The 16,833-nt window shown below is 43.0% G+C and carries 17 protein-coding genes; 9 read left to right on the forward strand and 8 right to left on the reverse strand.

The features are described from left to right. Positions 1-35 precede the first annotated feature (35 nt). Positions 36-248: a hypothetical protein gene (locus tag V7L20_RS04825; RefSeq protein WP_334742975.1), complete on the reverse strand. Its 213-nt coding sequence runs from the start codon at positions 246-248 to the stop codon at positions 36-38. A 134-nt stretch (positions 249-382) separates the two neighbouring features. Here V7L20_RS04825 and V7L20_RS04830 point away from each other — a divergent pair, with 134 nt between their 5' ends. Together V7L20_RS04830 and V7L20_RS04835 are read left to right on the forward strand one after the other, a co-directional pair. Then, positions 383-1,717 (forward strand): GTPase family protein, encoded by a 1,335-nt coding sequence (locus V7L20_RS04830; protein ID WP_334742976.1) that lies wholly within the window; start codon positions 383-385, stop codon positions 1,715-1,717. A 151-nt stretch (positions 1,718-1,868) separates the two neighbouring features. Continuing rightward, entirely contained in the window at positions 1,869-2,516 is a 648-nt protein-coding gene (locus tag V7L20_RS04835; protein WP_334742977.1) for a GNAT family N-acetyltransferase, read from the forward strand. A gap of 21 nt (positions 2,517-2,537) precedes the next feature. Here V7L20_RS04835 and V7L20_RS04840 read toward each other — a convergent pair whose 3' ends face one another. After that, complete coding sequence (locus V7L20_RS04840) at positions 2,538-3,770, reverse strand: DUF4336 domain-containing protein (protein WP_334742978.1); 1,233 nt, start codon at positions 3,768-3,770, stop codon at positions 2,538-2,540. Positions 3,771-3,922: 152 nt separating this feature from the next. On the opposite strand from V7L20_RS04840, the gene V7L20_RS04845 reads away from it, so the two are divergent. From V7L20_RS04845 to V7L20_RS04855, 3 genes are all read left to right on the forward strand, one after another. Next, positions 3,923-4,543, forward strand: a complete 621-nt coding sequence (locus V7L20_RS04845; RefSeq protein ID WP_334742979.1) for a hypothetical protein — start codon at positions 3,923-3,925, stop codon at positions 4,541-4,543. 182 nt (positions 4,544-4,725) lie between these two features. Beyond that, positions 4,726-5,691 carry an acetamidase/formamidase family protein gene (locus V7L20_RS04850; protein ID WP_334742980.1) on the forward strand — a complete coding sequence of 322 codons (966 nt, stop codon included), beginning with the start codon at positions 4,726-4,728 and terminating at the stop codon, positions 5,689-5,691. A gap of 24 nt (positions 5,692-5,715) precedes the next feature. Beyond that, positions 5,716-6,087 (forward strand): TSUP family transporter, encoded by a 372-nt coding sequence (locus V7L20_RS04855; protein ID WP_334737350.1) that lies wholly within the window; start codon positions 5,716-5,718, stop codon positions 6,085-6,087. Positions 6,088-6,092: 5 nt separating this feature from the next. Here V7L20_RS04855 and V7L20_RS04860 read toward each other — a convergent pair whose 3' ends face one another. Beyond that, positions 6,093-6,719: an NADPH-dependent FMN reductase gene (locus V7L20_RS04860; protein ID WP_334742981.1), complete on the reverse strand. Its 627-nt coding sequence runs from the start codon at positions 6,717-6,719 to the stop codon at positions 6,093-6,095. Positions 6,720-6,922: 203 nt separating this feature from the next. Between V7L20_RS04860 and V7L20_RS04865 the strand changes: the two genes are divergently transcribed. Both V7L20_RS04865 and V7L20_RS04870 read left to right on the forward strand, forming a co-directional pair. Next, complete coding sequence (locus tag V7L20_RS04865) at positions 6,923-7,165, forward strand: AbrB/MazE/SpoVT family DNA-binding domain-containing protein (RefSeq protein WP_334742982.1); 243 nt, start codon at positions 6,923-6,925, stop codon at positions 7,163-7,165. Further along, complete coding sequence (locus V7L20_RS04870; RefSeq protein ID WP_334742983.1) at positions 7,159-7,602, forward strand: type II toxin-antitoxin system PemK/MazF family toxin; 444 nt, start codon at positions 7,159-7,161, stop codon at positions 7,600-7,602. Before V7L20_RS04865 ends, V7L20_RS04870 begins: the two co-directional genes overlap by 7 nt. 106 nt (positions 7,603-7,708) lie before the next feature. On the opposite strand, the gene V7L20_RS04875 is transcribed toward V7L20_RS04870, so the two are convergent. From V7L20_RS04875 to V7L20_RS04885, 3 genes are all read right to left on the reverse strand, one after another. Then, positions 7,709-8,443, reverse strand: coding sequence for an amino acid ABC transporter ATP-binding protein (locus V7L20_RS04875; protein WP_334742984.1), 735 nt, complete (start codon positions 8,441-8,443; stop codon positions 7,709-7,711). Further along, a complete protein-coding gene (locus tag V7L20_RS04880) occupies positions 8,436-9,923 on the reverse strand; it encodes an ABC transporter permease subunit (RefSeq protein ID WP_334742985.1) in 1,488 nt (495 codons plus the stop codon). The genes V7L20_RS04875 and V7L20_RS04880 overlap by 8 nt, the downstream gene beginning before the upstream one ends. A 119-nt stretch (positions 9,924-10,042) precedes the next feature. Beyond that, entirely contained in the window at positions 10,043-10,633 is a 591-nt protein-coding gene (locus tag V7L20_RS04885) for a TetR/AcrR family transcriptional regulator (RefSeq protein WP_334742986.1), read from the reverse strand. Positions 10,634-10,683: 50 nt separating this feature from the next. On the opposite strand from V7L20_RS04885, the gene V7L20_RS04890 reads away from it, so the two are divergent. Further along, positions 10,684-11,238: a hypothetical protein gene (locus V7L20_RS04890; protein ID WP_334742987.1), complete on the forward strand. Its 555-nt coding sequence runs from the start codon at positions 10,684-10,686 to the stop codon at positions 11,236-11,238. Here the strand turns inward: V7L20_RS04890 and V7L20_RS04895 are convergent. Continuing rightward, complete coding sequence (locus V7L20_RS04895) at positions 11,221-12,216, reverse strand: 2-dehydropantoate 2-reductase (protein ID WP_334742988.1); 996 nt, start codon at positions 12,214-12,216, stop codon at positions 11,221-11,223. The two genes, V7L20_RS04890 and V7L20_RS04895, sit on opposite strands and share 18 nt — an antisense overlap. A 535-nt stretch (positions 12,217-12,751) precedes the next feature. Beyond that, positions 12,752-13,627 carry an inositol monophosphatase family protein gene (locus V7L20_RS04900; protein ID WP_334742989.1) on the reverse strand — a complete coding sequence of 292 codons (876 nt, stop codon included), beginning with the start codon at positions 13,625-13,627 and terminating at the stop codon, positions 12,752-12,754. 470 nt (positions 13,628-14,097) lie between these two features. Between V7L20_RS04900 and V7L20_RS04905 the strand changes: the two genes are divergently transcribed. Next, positions 14,098-16,653 carry a beta strand repeat-containing protein gene (locus V7L20_RS04905; protein ID WP_334742990.1) on the forward strand — a complete coding sequence of 852 codons (2,556 nt, stop codon included), beginning with the start codon at positions 14,098-14,100 and terminating at the stop codon, positions 16,651-16,653. The last annotated feature ends 180 nt before the right edge of the window (positions 16,654-16,833 follow it).

Here is a 16,833-nt window from a genome sequence, read left to right on the forward strand (position 1 = left end):
ATCGCGTTGTCAGTCGAAACAATCGCACTGTCAGCTCAAACAATCGCATTGTCAGCCAAAACAATGGCATTGTTAGGCAAAACAATCGCATTGTCAGCCCCAAAACGCGATCGCTCATACTCAGGAACACTACTAAAGGTTACTAGTACGGCACGGCGTAAATAAACCACCCCTGACGCTTGAGGACTCGCTAACGGGTTCGGCAGTTCCTCATGGGGGAACCCCCTTTCTGCAGACTGCCTCACCATTCCAAATCAATAAAACGCTTACGCTGTATACCTGTTTGACTTTTGACTTTTGACGACTTCCGCCTTGCGGTACTAGTTATCCCTTTGAGAATCGCTATAAGATCACAAAAAGGGTATTCTATGTTTGGATAAAGATGACTGAGCAACGTGATGCTGACTTACCATCAACTGATTCTCAGGAATTGAGCGAACCGACCGACAAAACGATTACCAAGTCGGTCGATAATTCCTGGACAAATCAGATTGCTGGTGTTTGGAACAAAGCAACAACACGTCTAACGCAAATCCTACCCGTAGAACAACTGGCACAGACGGTTGTCGAATGGTTTAGTGTGAGCGAGGCTCAGGTTGCAGAGATTTTAGAGAAAGTCCGAGCCGAACTGCCAACCACTGAAGCCCTCGTGATTGGTAAACCCCAAGCTGGCAAAAGTTCAATTGTCCGGGGATTGACGGGAGTTTCTGCCGAGATTGTCGGTCAAGGATTTCGCCCACACACGCAACACACCCAGCGCTATGCCTATCCTTCCAATGACCTGCCATTACTGATTTTTACTGATACGGTGGGACTTGGTGATGTTAAACAAGATACTCAATTAATCATTCAGGAATTAGTTGGCGATTTAAAAAAGGAGACTCGATCCGCTAGAATTCTCCTTCTCACCGTCAAAATCAATGATTTTGCAACTGACACGCTACGACAAATTGCTCAACAGTTGCGCCAGCAGTATCCAAATATTCCCTGTTTGCTGGTAGTTACCTGCTTGCATGAGGTTTATCCTCTCGATACCGTCGATCATCCCGCCTATCCACCAGATTATCAGGAAGTCAACCGCGCATTTGCCGCAATGCAGCAAGCCTTTGCAGGAATAAGCGATCGCTCTGTACTCATTGACTTTACCTTAGAAGAAGATGGCTATAATCCAATATTTTATGGCTTAGAAGCACTGCGAGATTCTTTAGCAGAACTACTTCCAGAAGCAGAAGCCCAGGCGATTTATCAGCTATTAGATCAAGAAGAATCTGGGAAGCAACTTGGTAATCTTTACCGAGATGCTGCCCGCCGTTACATTTTGCCATTTGCGATTATGTCTGCCACTCTCGCTGCTGTACCTCTGCCATTTACCACAATGCCCGTACTCACTGCCTTGCAAGTATCAATGGTGGGTCTATTGGGTAAATTATATGGGCAGACAGTTACTCCATCTCAGGCGGGAGGCGTTGTGAGTACGATCGCAGGTGGTTTTTTAGCACAGGCAATTGCCCGGGAGTTAATTAAATTTATACCAGGTTTTGGTAGTGCGATCGCCGCCTCTTGGGCGGCCGCCTATACCTGGGCACTAGGGGAAGCAGCCTGCGTTTACTTTGGTGATTTAATCGGAGGTAAGAAACCTGATCCCCAAAGAATTCAGTTGGTGATGCAAGAAGCATTTCAAGCCGCACAAGAACGGTTTAAGGGAATCAAACATTAAAACTCAAGAATCCATTTCTCAAAGCAAACACTCACTGGATTTCCCACATAGCATCCATAGGCTGCTATGGGTTGATAACTCACAGATTCATCTAATCAAATCGCTGGTGGTTTCGATATGAGATTATCTGTGTGTGGGAAACAATAAAATCATGCAAAACCGAACTTGGCAACCACCGGAATTTCTTCAACTCAACGGTCAATTTGTCACACTCAAGCCCCTAATTCCCGAAAGAGATGTGGATACCTTGTATGCAGCTTCACACGGCACTCGTGAGAAAGAAGCTATCTGGAATTATCTATTTTACGGCCCATTTGATCGCCTTTCCACGATGAAAGACTGGATGGAAAAAAACCTAGTAAGTAGATTTGACCCTCTTGCTTGGACAGTGTTTGAAAACTCAGAAAATATTCAAGTGGGAATTGTAGCATTACTTGCGATCGCATCAAATCATGGTCGGGCTGAAATTGGTCATGTATGGTTTACTCCCGCAGCCCACAAAACTAAAGTCAATACAGAATCACAGTTTTTGCTACTTCAGCATCTTTTTGACCACCATTCTTATCGTCGAGTTGAGTGGAAATGTGATTCTCTCAACCATGGAAGTCGAACTACCGCTACAAGGATGGGATTCATTTATGAAGGGCGTTTTCGTCAACACATGTTTGTTCGTGGAAAAAACAGAGATACTGACTGGTTTGCAATGACAGATAAAGAATGGCCGCGCTGTAAAGCCAATTTTGAAAAATGGCTTTATTCCCACGAAAATATTTCATTAATGGAACTAAATAACAGCTAGAATATTGTCCAGTAAAAGTCACTAAAGTTTTTCCTTGGGTGCTGGCACAATCCCAAACTTATTTAAACCTGCATCAATTACCCTGAGTGCTTTAAAATCCTCCTCTGGTAAGGGATAGCTACTACTGCTGAATAAACCCGCACTGACAGCAGGCTGCTTTTCCAAAAAAGAGAAAGCTTGGCGAAACTGATGCGGTTCGACTTTAATTGGTGAATCAAAGTGACAAGGAATAATCCACTTGAAGTCCCAACTTGCAACTTTATCAGCCCAGTCGATAGTTTCTTGCGGTGCGCGGTTGAGAATCAGTGTCTGTAAAATTGGTGCTACAAATAAACGCCCATTCCCTCGCAAAGCATCAAACGATCGCTGCCAATCTGGATGCCATTTAAAAGGATACAATCCAAAATAAGCTTTCTTTGAGCGTTCTGGTGCTTTTAAGGCATCTTGCAACACCTGACTCCATTGGGGTATATTTAGTACGCTTGGCTGAAAGTACAAAGCAAATAACGAGATGCGTTGCCAACCCTTACGGCGATTTTCCTGAATGTCTGCAACAATATCACAAGCATGATCCTTGGCATGGAATAGTAAGGGATATGGATCTAAAAGTGCGATCGCAGGTGGGTCTTCTGGGATAGAAAGTACAGAATCTGTTACTAAAAGAGTATGCGATCGCTTGTGAAAAAAAGCAACTTCCGCAAACCGACCAGGCCCAAGCTCGATGGGGCCGAGCATCGCATAATCAAACTCGTCAGCAAAGGGTGTTTTGCTACTATCTTCTGGGAGTACTTGAGTTCGTTTCGGTGGTAAACCAAGCCAGCTAAGGGGGAGATTTAACGGAAAACTCCACTGATGAGGAGCCACAAACACCTGTGCAGTCTGAAAATATCTGGCGAAGGGGCCCACGAATACCTTATGTTCTATGCCGGAGATAGTTGGCAGAATAATGTACTTAACGTTACCATGTTCTGCCACCAACTCATTTACAAGCCTGATACACTCTGGGGTTGGTGCAACAGGCGCGTAGACGAGAAGACCCCCGGCTTCGAGCTTAACCACAGTCATGCGAATCGGTACAACAACGTAGAAAATGCCCTGAATCTGGTCAAAATTCCAAATTGTGTTCTTGACCACTTCTTTGCGGATTGTCTGCCGCCTGCCATAAGGGTAGAGTGGCACAATAGGCCATAATCTCCACGAGAAGTCTTTTGGATATATCTGTTGTGTATTGACTATGGGTTCATCATCAGCCACTTTGCGACTCCCTCCAAATTCCCTGCTCAAATTGTTTTTTTTTGCTATCCCCAAAGTTGGAGTTTAGCAAATTGTTGAGATAATAATACCAATTCTTAATTCTTAATTGTAATTCGTAATATCTTTGATGTGCTTCCTTCACGATAAAAATCATGAGCAAATATAGAATTTTAAAACTTGAGCAAAGTTACACTTTTAGTCAATACTTTTTGCTACCTAATCCAACAATAGATATAGTAGCTGAGTTTGAGTATAGCTATGATCGCACAGAGCTAGAATTACCAAGATACTTTGCTGAGGTTAGCTATTTAGAATTTTTACAAAATTACTTACAGCGCAATATCAAGCTTTTTAATCCGACGGCTGAGATATCAATCAGAGAATTTATGATTGCTCCTATCCTTGCTGAAATCTGCGATCAGACAAAAGCTCAGTTATATAGCGAGTATCCAGTTAATGTGGATGAAAAACTCAAAGGTACTTTAGATTATTACTTACATAAATCTAACTCCCTATTGGTGATTGAAGCAAAACAATCAGATATCAGAAGGGGCTTTACACAACTAGCAGTAGAATTAATAGCTCTGGATCAGACTATAGACGGGCAATCATCAATTTTATTTGGCGCAGTTACTAATGGAGATGACTGGAAATTTGGTACACTCAATAGACAACAAAAGCTAATTACAGAAGATATTAAGCTTTATCGTGTTCCTGAAGGTTTAGAAGATTTAGTACGAGTATTAGTAGGCATCCTTTCATCTGAGGCTTGACAGAAGTTTGAAAAGAGGCAAGGGAGCAGGGAGCAGGGAGCAAAAGGGACGCTCTAACGCGAAAAGTTTTTTTGATAAGTAATTAGGCAGATATGATATGACCGAAACGACTTATGATACAGAGCAAGTAAATTTATTTCTGGGAATTGTTAATTTTTAATTTTTAATTGGAGCGAAGCGACGTGACTCATTACATTTTAAAAGCCTCAAAAGAAACCGTGCATCTAGGTGGTTTCTCCCATCTGCTAGAACCAGCACTCATTATTGATTCTGGCGATACAGTTGAGGTAGAAACTTATACTGGTTACTACATTTACGACAAAGCACCACCTGAATTTGTCACGCCAGAATTTCTCGACATCTGCCAAAATCTTCTACCAGAACGTAAAATTGCTGGGGGGCCGCATTTACTCACAGGGCCGATTTATGTGCGCGATGCCGAACCAGGGGATGTTTTAGAAGTACAATTAGATGTGATCGCACCTCGTTTACCCGTCGGCTTCAATGCCATTCGTCCAGGTTGGGGAGCTTTACCATATCAGTTTACTCAACCTGCTTTGAGATTCATTCCTCTAGATTTAGCAAACAATATCGCGGAATTTCCGGTTGGTACTGGCATAAAAATTCCCCTCAAACCGTTTTTTGGAATTCTTGGTGTCGCTACTCCAGAAACCTCTCGAACTTCTGTTCCACCAGGTTTTTATGGTGGTAATATCGACAACCAGGAACTGCAACCTGGTTCTCGTTTATTTTTGCCGATTTTTGTACCAGGTGCATTATTTTCTATTGGTGATGGGCATTCGGCACAGGGAGATGGCGAAGTAAATGTTACCGCCATTGAAACTTCCATGAACGGTAGAATTACCCTCAAGCTTCGCAAAGATTTACAACTGACAACACCCATTGCCGAAACTCCAACTCATATCATCACAATGGGCTTTGCTCAAACCTTAGATGAAGCCTTAGAACTAGCTTTGAAAAATATGATTGATTTTCTGGAGCGCTTCATCAATTTGTCGCCAGAAGATGCTTATGCATTGTGTAGTCTAGCTGTAAATTTTCATATTACTCAAGTTGTAAACAGTCCCCAAAAAGGTGTACATGGAATGCTACCTAAATCAATCTTTTCCAAAAATATTAATTTATAATTTGCAATATAGCGACCATTTTTTATGTCTAACATCTTTATCCAACTGTTGTTAATCGGTTTAGTTTCTGGCGTTGCTGGCGGGATGTTTGGTATTGGTGGCGGCGCAATTATGATTCCGGCAATGGTGTTAGTAATTGGTTTGGATCAGAAATTAGCTACAGGAACTTCTGTAGCTGCTCAAATTTTGCCAATCGGCATTTTAGCAGCCTTAGTTTACCACCGCAACGGTAATCTTAATATCAAATATGCCCTGATTATTGCAGTTGGTTTAATCGTGGGTAACTTGTTCGGGGCATTGTTTGCAAATCAGCCGTTTATTAGCACCGAATTAATGAAAAAGCTGTATGGCATCTTTGTGTTAATGATAGGTATTCGTTATTTACTGTCAAATTGAAGAGTTTAATTAAGCTTCAGCAATATCTTTGTTAAGCCATCACCTAGCTTTTCAATAGATTGCTGCTGTTTAGGATCTTTTAACGTGCCATCAGCATTAAAGGCTTCATAAGCTTTGGATACAGCTATCTGGTCGGGAAGTACCAAAACTTTGATGTTTCCCAAAATAGCTCGCAGGTGAACCAATCCCCGTAAACCACCAAGAGCGCCTGGAGAAGCGCTCATAATAGTAGCAACCTTACCTACAAAAGCAGTCAAAGCCAAAGGTGCTTCATTTGGATATGGACGAGATGCCCAGTCAATGGCGTTCTTCAAAACTGCTGTGAGTGAACTGTTATATTCCGGTGAAGCAATCAGCAATCCTTGATGAGAAATCATCAAGTCCTTAAAAGTGCGGGCGTTAGCAGGTAGTCCTTCTTGAGCTTCCAAATCTTCATCATAAAGAGGTAAGGGCAAATCGCGGAGGTCTAGATAAGTCACTTCTGCACCAGCTGCCTTCGCGCCAGCCGCCGCGATTTTTACCAGTTTTTTGTTGTAAGACTCAATCCGGGTGCTGCCTGCAAAGGCGAGGATTTTAGGTGTAGATGCCATAATTCTAGGTTGAATGGGAAAAATTAACCTGTTTAGCTGCATTATCCTGTTTTCAGGCGATCGCTATTTGCTACCTTTAGATTTTCTTTATACATTCCCTCTTCGCTTACAAGGGGGTGTTGACACCCGCTAATCAAACCTGTATCTTCAAAGTATATACGTCAGACTAAGTTTTTAAAAGTGTTTTACTGCGAAAATCTAAAGTTCGGGCGTGTAAATCGCTAACAAAATATTTGGAGATAGCTATGACGGCAGTTGTTGCTAAATGGGGAAATAGTTTAGCTATTCGGATTCCAAGAGTGATCGCCCAACAAGCACATATAACCGAAGGCACAGGTATAGAGTTTAGTGTGGAAGGTAACAATATTATAATTACATCACAAAAAAGAAAAAAGTATACCCTTGATGAGTTGCTTGAAGGTATGACTCCTGAGAAATTTCATCCTGAGTTTGAAACTGGAAACGCTTTGGGGAATGAAGATTGGTAGTTAATCCATACTTTCCTAATAGAGGAGATATTATCAAATTAGAATTTGGAGCAACACAGCAGTTTACAGTTGATTCAATTCAGCGTGCATTTGCCCTTTACACATCAGGAATGTCATTTGATGACATTGCTAGGACAATGAACAATGAATTACAACAACAAGGGCGGGAGCAAATGGGCTACCGCCCTGTTCTTGTTATATCTCCAATTCAATACAATCGAATAGCTTCTTTAGTTTTAGCGTGTCCTATAACCAGCAAGGCAAAAGGGCTTAGTTTTGAAGTTCCACTTGTTAAGGAAATGCAAACAAAAGGAGTTGTGTTAGCCGACCAAATTAAAACACTCGATTGGAAAGCTAGAAAGGTAAAATTTGTTGAAAGCGTTTCACAAGATTTAATAGAAGAAGTACAGGCAAAACTCGAAACATTGATTTTATAAAACCTGGAATTTTTTGATTTGGCAGACTTACCTAATTTAATGCCAAACGATCGCCCTGTTATGGAAAAGTTTCAATAATACAAAAAAGCGGCGAATTTCAATTGTTTTAAAGCATTTTTTCCAAGAACTGTTTAGCGCGATCACACTTAGGATTTTGAAAAAACTCGCTAGGAGTAGTATCTTCCGCTAAACTTCCCTGGTCGAGGAACATAATCCGATTGGCAACAACTCTTGCAAAGCCCATTTCATGAGTGACAATCGCCATTGTCATTCCAGAAAGTGCTAAAGCTTTGATCACTTCCAGCACATCTTTAACCATTTCTGGATCTAGGGCAGAAGTGGGTTCATCAAACAAAATCATCTCTGGTTCCATTGCTAATGCACGGGCGATCGCTACTCGCTGTTTCTGTCCCCCGGATAGTTTGGATGGGTACACATCAGCTTTTGGCTCTAAACCTACCTTAGCAAGCAATTCTAAGCCATGTTCTTCTGCTTTTTGCTTATTTATTCCTTTCACCTTTATGGGTGCGTAGGTGACATTTTGCAGCACACTCATGTGGGGAAATAAATTAAAATGTTGAAATACCATCACCAAATGCTGGCGCACTTTAGCGATGTTTGCTTTAGGCTTGGTGATTTCTTGCTCGTGAAAGTAGATTCTGCCTCTGGTGGGTTGTTCTAGTAAGTTTATGCATCGCAGAAAGGTAGACTTACCTGAACCAGAAGGGCCTAATATGGCAACTACTTCCCCCTGATAAAACTCAGTGGAAATATCTTTGAGTACGTCGAGTTTGCCAAAGGATTTAGATAAGAATTCCGTGCGAATTACTACATTATTCACTTTGCCGTAATCTCCTTTCTAAAGCGGATGCACCCAAGGTCATACCCATTACCAAAACATAGTAGATTAACCCTGCAAATAGCAGTGGTTCAAAATAAATATACTTATTTGCACCAACGATTTGAGCGCTACGTAATATTTCCACTACCCCAATTGTTGAAACCAGTGCGGAATCTTTGAGCAATCCGATAGTTTCATTCACCAATGCGGGGAGAATATTCTTCAATGCTTGGGGCAAAATCACATCCCACATCATCAACCAATAAGGAACACCCATAGACATCGCCGCTTCACTTTGCCCTTTATCCACCGCCTGAATCCCACCCCTGATGGTTTCCGACATATAAGCGCCAGAATTTAGGGTAAAAGTTAGCACCCCAGCCTCTAGTGCTGAAATGTCATAGCCTGTAAGCTGCGGTGTTGCATAGTAAACTAACGCCAACTGTAATAACAAAGGTGTGCCTCGAAAAACAGAGGTGTAGGCGTTAGCAAGCCAGGTAAGCGGCTTGATGCCGATAATTTTTAATAGAGACAGGATTGTTCCCCAGATTAACCCTAAGGATACAGATAATAGCGTAAACAACAAAGTTAAAGGGATTCCCCGAAGAATAAAGGGAATGTCTGGAATAATTCTGGTAAAATCGAGATTTAATCCGCCTTTGGTAGGAGTTGAAGATGCAGAATTAGCGGTAGTATTCTGTGAAAACCACTTGGTTACTAGTTTATTTAATGTGCCATCGTCTTTCATTTCTTGAAGGACTTTGTTAAACGGTTCTACAAAAGAAGAACCTTTGGGAAAAGCGATCGCCGATCCACTTGCTTCCTCTGAAGGAATAATATTAAATTCTAAATCTGGGTTAGCTTGGGCAAATCCTTTAGCGACGGTATCCTCAACAATTGCTGCATCAATTCGCCCAGATTTGATTTCCTGAACTACTTCCGGCACTTTATTGAGTTGCTTTAGCTGAATACCTGCAACTTTTTTAGCAATTTTCTGAGCATTTTGTTCTTGTATCGTTCCTAGTTGCACCCCAACCTTTTTTCCTGATAAGTTTTGGGACTGCTTTAGGTTACTACCTTTAGGAGCGACAATCGTATCTTTAGCTTCGTAATAAATAATTGAAAAATCAACATTTTTCTGACGTTCTGGAGTCGGAGTCATTCCAGCCATGACAAAGTCAGCGCGATTTGCTTGGAGTGCAGGAATTAAGCCATTAAAATCGGATTCCATTATTTTAAGTTTAAACCCTAGTTTTTCAGCAAGGGTTTTGGCTATATCTATATCAAAGCCAACGATTTGGCGATCGCCTCCTTTCGTATCATAAAACTCATAAGGAGGATAATCTGGGGAAGTAATCATCGTCAGCGTGTCTTTCCCTAAAGATGAAGCAGCTTTTAGAGAATTACTATGTCCTGTGATGATAATGATTCCTACTACTGTTAGAACCAGTGTCGTTAATAGCCATAATTTTTTTTTCATGAACTTGATATTTCTTTAGAGACAGCCTCTAAAAAAGAAGGGTCATATTAGCAGCTAGCCAAATATTTTAGTGTATATAAAAGTTTTGTGCAGAAGCTTTTGAATCTGCACTTATTTTTTTAAACCACTTTATCTTTTAGCAGAAAATCTAGAAGACGGCGAACATAAGCACTCCACGATTCTTCACCAGGTGGAAAAACTGATGCATAAAGCATAATACTGCTGATTGTGTCGAAGAATAAATTAGAGTCGGCATCGGCTTGAAATTCGCCTCGCTCTTTCGCACGTTTTAGCACGATCGCAAAAGCTTCCCGTCGAGGCTGTAGATATTTTGTCCAATACATCTGAGCGAACTGAGGATTGGTTAATGCAGTGCTAACAATCATGGCAACGGTCTGTTTTCCTAAAGAGTTGAGTGTAAGTTGTGCAGCACTCTCAATCAGAGAATCAATGTCACCCCAGAAACTACCTGTATTAGGTATCACAACTTCTTGTCTAAGACTTTCAATGGCATCTGCAATCAACTCTTCCTTGGAACTATATCGTCGATAAATCGTGGTTTTGCCTACTCCAGCACGAGCGGCGATCGCATCAACACTCATCTGAGTAAAACCAACCTCTATCAGCAAATCAATTGTCGCTTGGAGAATTGCCTGATGAGACTCAATACTGCGAGGTCTTCCAGGTCGCTTTTTAGCAGGTTCACTCATGTAGCAAGAACTTCATATTAATTTTTCTCTCTGACAAGCTACAAATGTGATTGACATTTGTATTTAATATTATCGATACTGTTAGTATCGATAATATTATTGGCAAACCTATGTCTTTGCGAACTCGACCCCAATATACCAACAAAAATAGCACTCAAACTTTACGTCAAGGGCTGGAGGAATACTACGCGGTCAATTTGGATCTCACTCATCCCAGTACTCAACCAGAGGATTTTGCCAAAATCTTGCTTGCTCATGATGCTAGTCACGTCATTTATGGCTGTGATACAGATATGTATGATGAACTTAAGATTTTGCCTCTGACATTTTGGACAAGTGACTTCAAATTTAGAGATTGGTTGCGTGAACGCCAAAATCCATCTGTGAATGTGATGTACGAAGACTTGATCAAACGTCATGGTGTGATTTGGTTGTACAGTTCCATCTTTTTTAAATTAGTGCGATTAATGCCAGAGTTTATTTCAATGTGGCGAAAAACTCGCAATCATAAAATTTTCGTCCCGTTTCTTAACTTTGAACCAATGTTAGACCGTTCACTGTTAGAAATTCGTCAAGAGTTTGACCTTTTACCTTTTATTAAATAGACTTTTTTGTTTAGTCGCCTCCAGCAACTTAACGCTGGCATATATAGCATCAATATAAGGTGTGGGAATTTGAGTAAGTTTTCCCAATTCTGCCACCGCGCCAACAATAGCATCTATCTCTATGGAGCGTCCAGCTTCAATATCTTGTAACATTGAAGTTTTGTGGGCACCAACATTTTCTGCCCCACTAATTCGCGCCTCCAAAGTGATGCCAAACTTTATACCCAAATTTTCGGCGATCGCTTGAGTTTCACTCATCATTTGCCGCGCTAGTTCACGGGTGAGGGGATAACGACAAATATCCTCTAAAGTAGCACCAGTTAAAGCACTGATCGGATTAAATGCCACATTTCCCCACAACTTAATCCAAATTTCCGTGCGAATTTGGTTGCGGATTGGTGCTTTGAATCCTGCCTGTTTGAGAGTCTGTGCTAATAATTGAATGCGTTCTGTTTTAGTGCCGTCGATTTCACCGAGAGTAAAGCGATCGCCTTCAATATGCTTAATCACACCTGGCTCAATTATCTCAGTTGCCGGGTAAACTACACAACCAATGGCGCGTTTAGCACTGATATTAGCTTCAATAATCCCATCTGGGTCAACAGATTGAATCTGCGTACCTTCATACTCACCGCCATACTTGCGAAAGTACCACCAAGGAACGCCATTTTGGGCTGTTACCACTATTGTGTGAGAATTGTAGAGTGCAGGTAGAAGAGGTGCGATCGCGGCTACACTGTGAGACTTTACAGTTAAAATTACTACATCTTGCGGCCCCGCTACCTGAATATCACTAGTTGCCAGAAATGGAGTAGCAATTTGGCTCGAACCATCTGCCATAAGCAACTTTAGCCCATTTTTTTGAATTGCCTCCAAATGAGAACCACGAGCGATTAACGTCACCTCTTCACCCGCTAGTGCCAGTTTTGCTCCTAAATATCCACCTATCGCACCCGCGCCAACAATACAGATTTTCATTTTGTCAAATTACTCATTACTTCTTATATCATGTCTGAGTAATTCGTTATGATTCCTAGTCATTGCACCCCACACGCCAGATGCTCTACTTGGGGAAACCTCTTGTAGCCTCTCCCAATGTGAGAAGACTACACTCCCCTTAATCCCCTCCCCTTGCCAAGGGGCTACGGTGTATACACAAGTATTGGAAAGTTGCCCTACAGCCTTTTGATCCCCCCAACCCCTTTTGGAAAGCAAAGTTGTTTCATTCACTCATTGGCTGAAAAAAGACTTGTGTTGTGAACGAAAGTGCTCGTGTTGTGAACGAAAGTGCTCGTGTTGTGAACGAAAGTGCTTGTGTTGTGAACGAAAGTGCTCGTGTTGTGAACGAAAGTGCTCGTGTTGTGAACGAAAGTGCTTGTGTTGTGAACGAAAAGACTTGTGTTGTGAACGAAAAGACTTGTGTGTACACCGTAGCTTTGCCAAGGGGAGACAAAGCGCAGCTTTAACGGGATGGAGTAATTCGGGTTTAATAAGTAATCAAGCGGACATGATATTACTCAACACTCCTAAAGCTTTGCATCGCTTTCAGTAGGTCTTGATGAACAGATTCTGAGGCAGCTATTATCAATCCAGGCATAGTATAGTTTTCACAAGTATGCAGTGGTGGTAAAGTCGAACCGTCCAGAGTAGTTACAATCCAGCCAGCTTCTCTCACAATAAAAGCAAGTGCAGCACTATCAATAAATTTACCCGATTTGATGACTGCTCCACTCAAGTCGCCACTGAGAATCCCATTGAGATTAGGAATTTGAATATCACTAGAGTAATCAGTTGCTATATCGATTACTTTATATTGACCTTTTAATAAATGTGCGATCGCATTCATTCCCCATCCCAACAAAATAGAAGGTTTGGCAGATGTTATGTGTAACGGGGCACAGGCTTCTAAACTCATCTCCAGCGTCCCTTGAAAAGCACCTTCACCTCGGAGAGCGTAAAAATAAACATTTTGGGCAGGGGAAATAGCGATTACTGCTTCAAAGTCATCCGAATTTAGAATACTGAGAATAATTTGGTAATTAGAATGTCCATCCAGGTAAAACTTCGTGCCATCGATTGGGTCGAGTGTGACTAAATAATCACCTTTTGAACCGAGGTCGGTAGCGCAAAAATATTTAGTATTGTTAGAACTTTCATATTCTTCACCATAAAAGCCAATCTCTGGGAAAGTGCCCAGTAGTACTACTTCTACCAAATTTTGAATAGCCACATCTGCATCAGTAAGTGCTGCACTAAAAAAGTTGTTTCCTTGTTCTTTGGCGGGAAGTGCAGCAATTTTTGGTTGAAGAAAATGGGCATAGGCTGCTGCTACTTTCAGATGGGGGAGTAAAGTCTCTAAAATCAGTCGAGTAGTAGATGTTGTGGACATTGCAGCAAACTCCTTTCAGAAATAATCTACCGTTGGCAGGGCGATAGAATTCTATATCTAGAGAAATTACAGTATCATTTTGATGCAATGATACCACCGTTGCTATATTACTCTAATCTGTGTGTCTGGTTAACTGCACAATCCTTAAAGGTTTAATTTCCACAGGGTTTGTTGTTCGTAATTGAAAAACTTGGCTGTTGTTGATTTCGAGTAAGCGATCGCCTAAAAAAGCGTAACCGTTCAGCAATTATGGCAAGTAATGAAGCAACTTATTTAAAATAGCAAATGTCAACTCAGTAGACACGCCAAGTTGAGCAAGATACTGCCCCAAAATCCACACAGGAAACTATAAATACGAAAGCTTGAATTTTGACCCTTGGAGAAAGGATTTCGGGAATTTTTTTGAGAGAGTGATTCATCATTTGAATCAGTAAAGCCACAGTACTAATCTAATTTAGAGGATTTTGATCATGTCTAGACTTACTGTTCCACCCAATTTCATCGGTACCCACTGTAGCGATACTTTAATCGGACAAGAGTTAAATGTATCTCTGGCAATTGGTATTGATATTTTAACTGGAGGTTACATTCGTACACTGTCAGGAAAAGACACTATCTCTGGCACTGGTACTGGTATTGGCGGTAGCAGCGCCGACAGTAATAACGGCAGTACTGGCACTGGTATCAGCAACAGTGGCGAACTGAATGCAGGTAACCAAGAAGACACTATCTCTGGCACAGGTCAGGGCGGCAACGGCGGCGACGGTTTGGGCAACGACGGCAATGGCGGCAACGGTGGTATTGGCACTGGCATTACTAACAGTGGCAAACTAAATACAGGGAAGGGAAAAGACAGTATCTCTGGCACAGGTCAGGGTGGCAACGGCGGTGAGGCTTTGGGCAACGACGGCAACGGCGGCAACGGTGATACTGGCACTGGCATTACTAACAGTGGCAAACTAAATACAGGGGAGGGGAAAGACAGTATCTCTGGCATTGGTACTGGCGGCAAGGGCGGTGACGCCCACGACAGTTTGAGCAACGGCGGCATTTTGAGCAACGGCGGTATTGGCGGCAACGGTGGTATTGGCACTGGCATTGCTAACAGTGGCAAACTAAATACAGGGGACGGAAACGATGCGATCACTGGCACAGGTCAGGGCGGTAGCGGCGGCACTGGCTACAAGGTCAGCGACAACGGCATGGACGGCTATAACGGTGGTGAAGGCGGTACTGGAACAGGCATCGCCAATAATAGTGGCAGTATTAATACAGGGGACGGAAACGATGCGATCGCTGGCACAGGTCAGGGCGGCAGCGGCGGCAGCGGCTACACCAACACCTTTCGCTACAACGGCGGTGAAGGTGGTACTGGAACAGGCATCGCCAACAACAGTGGCAGTATTAATACAGGGGACGGAAACGATACGATCACTGGTACAGGTCAGGGTGGCAAGGGTGGCAACGGTGACGGTGCAACCTTCAACGAGTCCGGCACTGGCGGTACTGGCACTGGCATCGCCAATAACAGTGGCTATATTAATACAGGGGACGGAAACAATGCGATCGTCGGCACTGGTAATGGCGGCGAAGGTGGGATCGTAGGCACGCTTGATCCCAGCAACCCTTATGGCACCGGCGGCAGCGGCGGTACTGGCACTGGTATCGCTAACAATGGCAGTATTTATGCAGGGAACGGACAAGACACGATCATCGGTACTGGTAATGGCGGCACTGGTACTGACGGCTCCGCCCCCAGGCAGGGCGGTACTGGGACAGGTATCAGCAACAGCGGTGAACTTCATACCGGAGATGGAGAAGATACGATTACTGGCACTGGGACTGGGGGCATTGGCAGCTCTGGCAAGTACAGTGGGAGCGGCGGTACTGGAATCGGCATTGCCAACAGTGGCAGTATTAATACAGGGGACGGAAAAGACACGATCGCTGGCATCGGTACTGCCGGCAACAGCGGTTACGGCTACACCTTTGATTCCGGCGCTATTGGAATCGGGATTGTTAACAGTGGCAGTCTGAATGCAGGCGATGGAAACGATACGATCATCGGCACTGGTAGTGGCAGCAACGGTAAAGGCGTCGGCGGTAATGACAGTGGCGTCGGCGGTAATGGCACTGGCATTGGTAATAATGGTAGTCTGAATGCAGGGGACGGAAACGACATAATCAACGGCACAGGCAACGGCGGTAAAGGCTACTTCGACAACTTCGAAGAAAGCTTTTTCGACGGCAAAAGCGGTACTGGCACTGGCATTGATAATAATGGCAGTCTAAATGCAGGGGACGGAAACGACACAATCAACGGTACAGGTAACGGCGTCAACGGCACAGACGATGGCGTCGGCGGTACAGGCACTGGCATCGCTAACAACGGTGGTAGCCTGAATGCAGGGGATGGAAACGACACGATCAACGGCACAGGCAACGGCGGCAATGGCGGTGCTGGAATCGGCATCCAGAACACTAAAGACGCTACCATTACTACAGGGTCAGGCGAAGACACTATTATCGGTTATGGGAATAGCTCAGGAACAAACGCCACAGCTTATGGTATCTTCAATGATGGTGTCATTGATACCGACAATGGTTCTGACAAACTTACTGGACAGGCATCTTCAACAATTGGTGGTACTGCATACGGCATTTATGGACAAGGAACCATCAAAACTGGCAATGGCAATGATGAAATTACCGCCATTAGTATCATAGATGGAGTTAAACAGAAAGTTTCTATCGGTGGCGGCTTGACCATTGCTTTAGGCACTGGAGATGATTACTTAAAAGGATTCGGGCAAGCAACTGTTGATGGCGGGGACGGTTTTGATACCCTGGATCTGAGCGCTTTCAATCGCTCCCAAATCATTGTATCTGGTGTTATTTCTGACAACACTCTTAATTCTGCAACTTTTGGTTTCAACAGCAATGGAAACACCATTAGCTTGTCTACGACCGGCTTTGAGAAATTTATCTTCGCAGACAGCTCTTTCTCCTACAGCACTTTAAGCTGAAACTAGGATTACCACAATCCAAGTATCAAAGAAGAAGTGTTGCTCAATTCAAGTATGAATCTGGATGTAGAGACGTAGCAGTGCTACGTCTCTTACAAGGATTTTGGTATTAAAACAGAAGAAAACTGTTGTTGATTTCGGGTTAGTGATCGCCTAAAAAAGCCAAACCCTTCAGCAATA

The sequence above is a fragment of the Nostoc sp. genome (genome assembly GCF_036916735.1).
In the GTDB taxonomy this organism is placed as follows: domain Bacteria; phylum Cyanobacteriota; class Cyanobacteriia; order Cyanobacteriales; family Nostocaceae; genus Nostoc.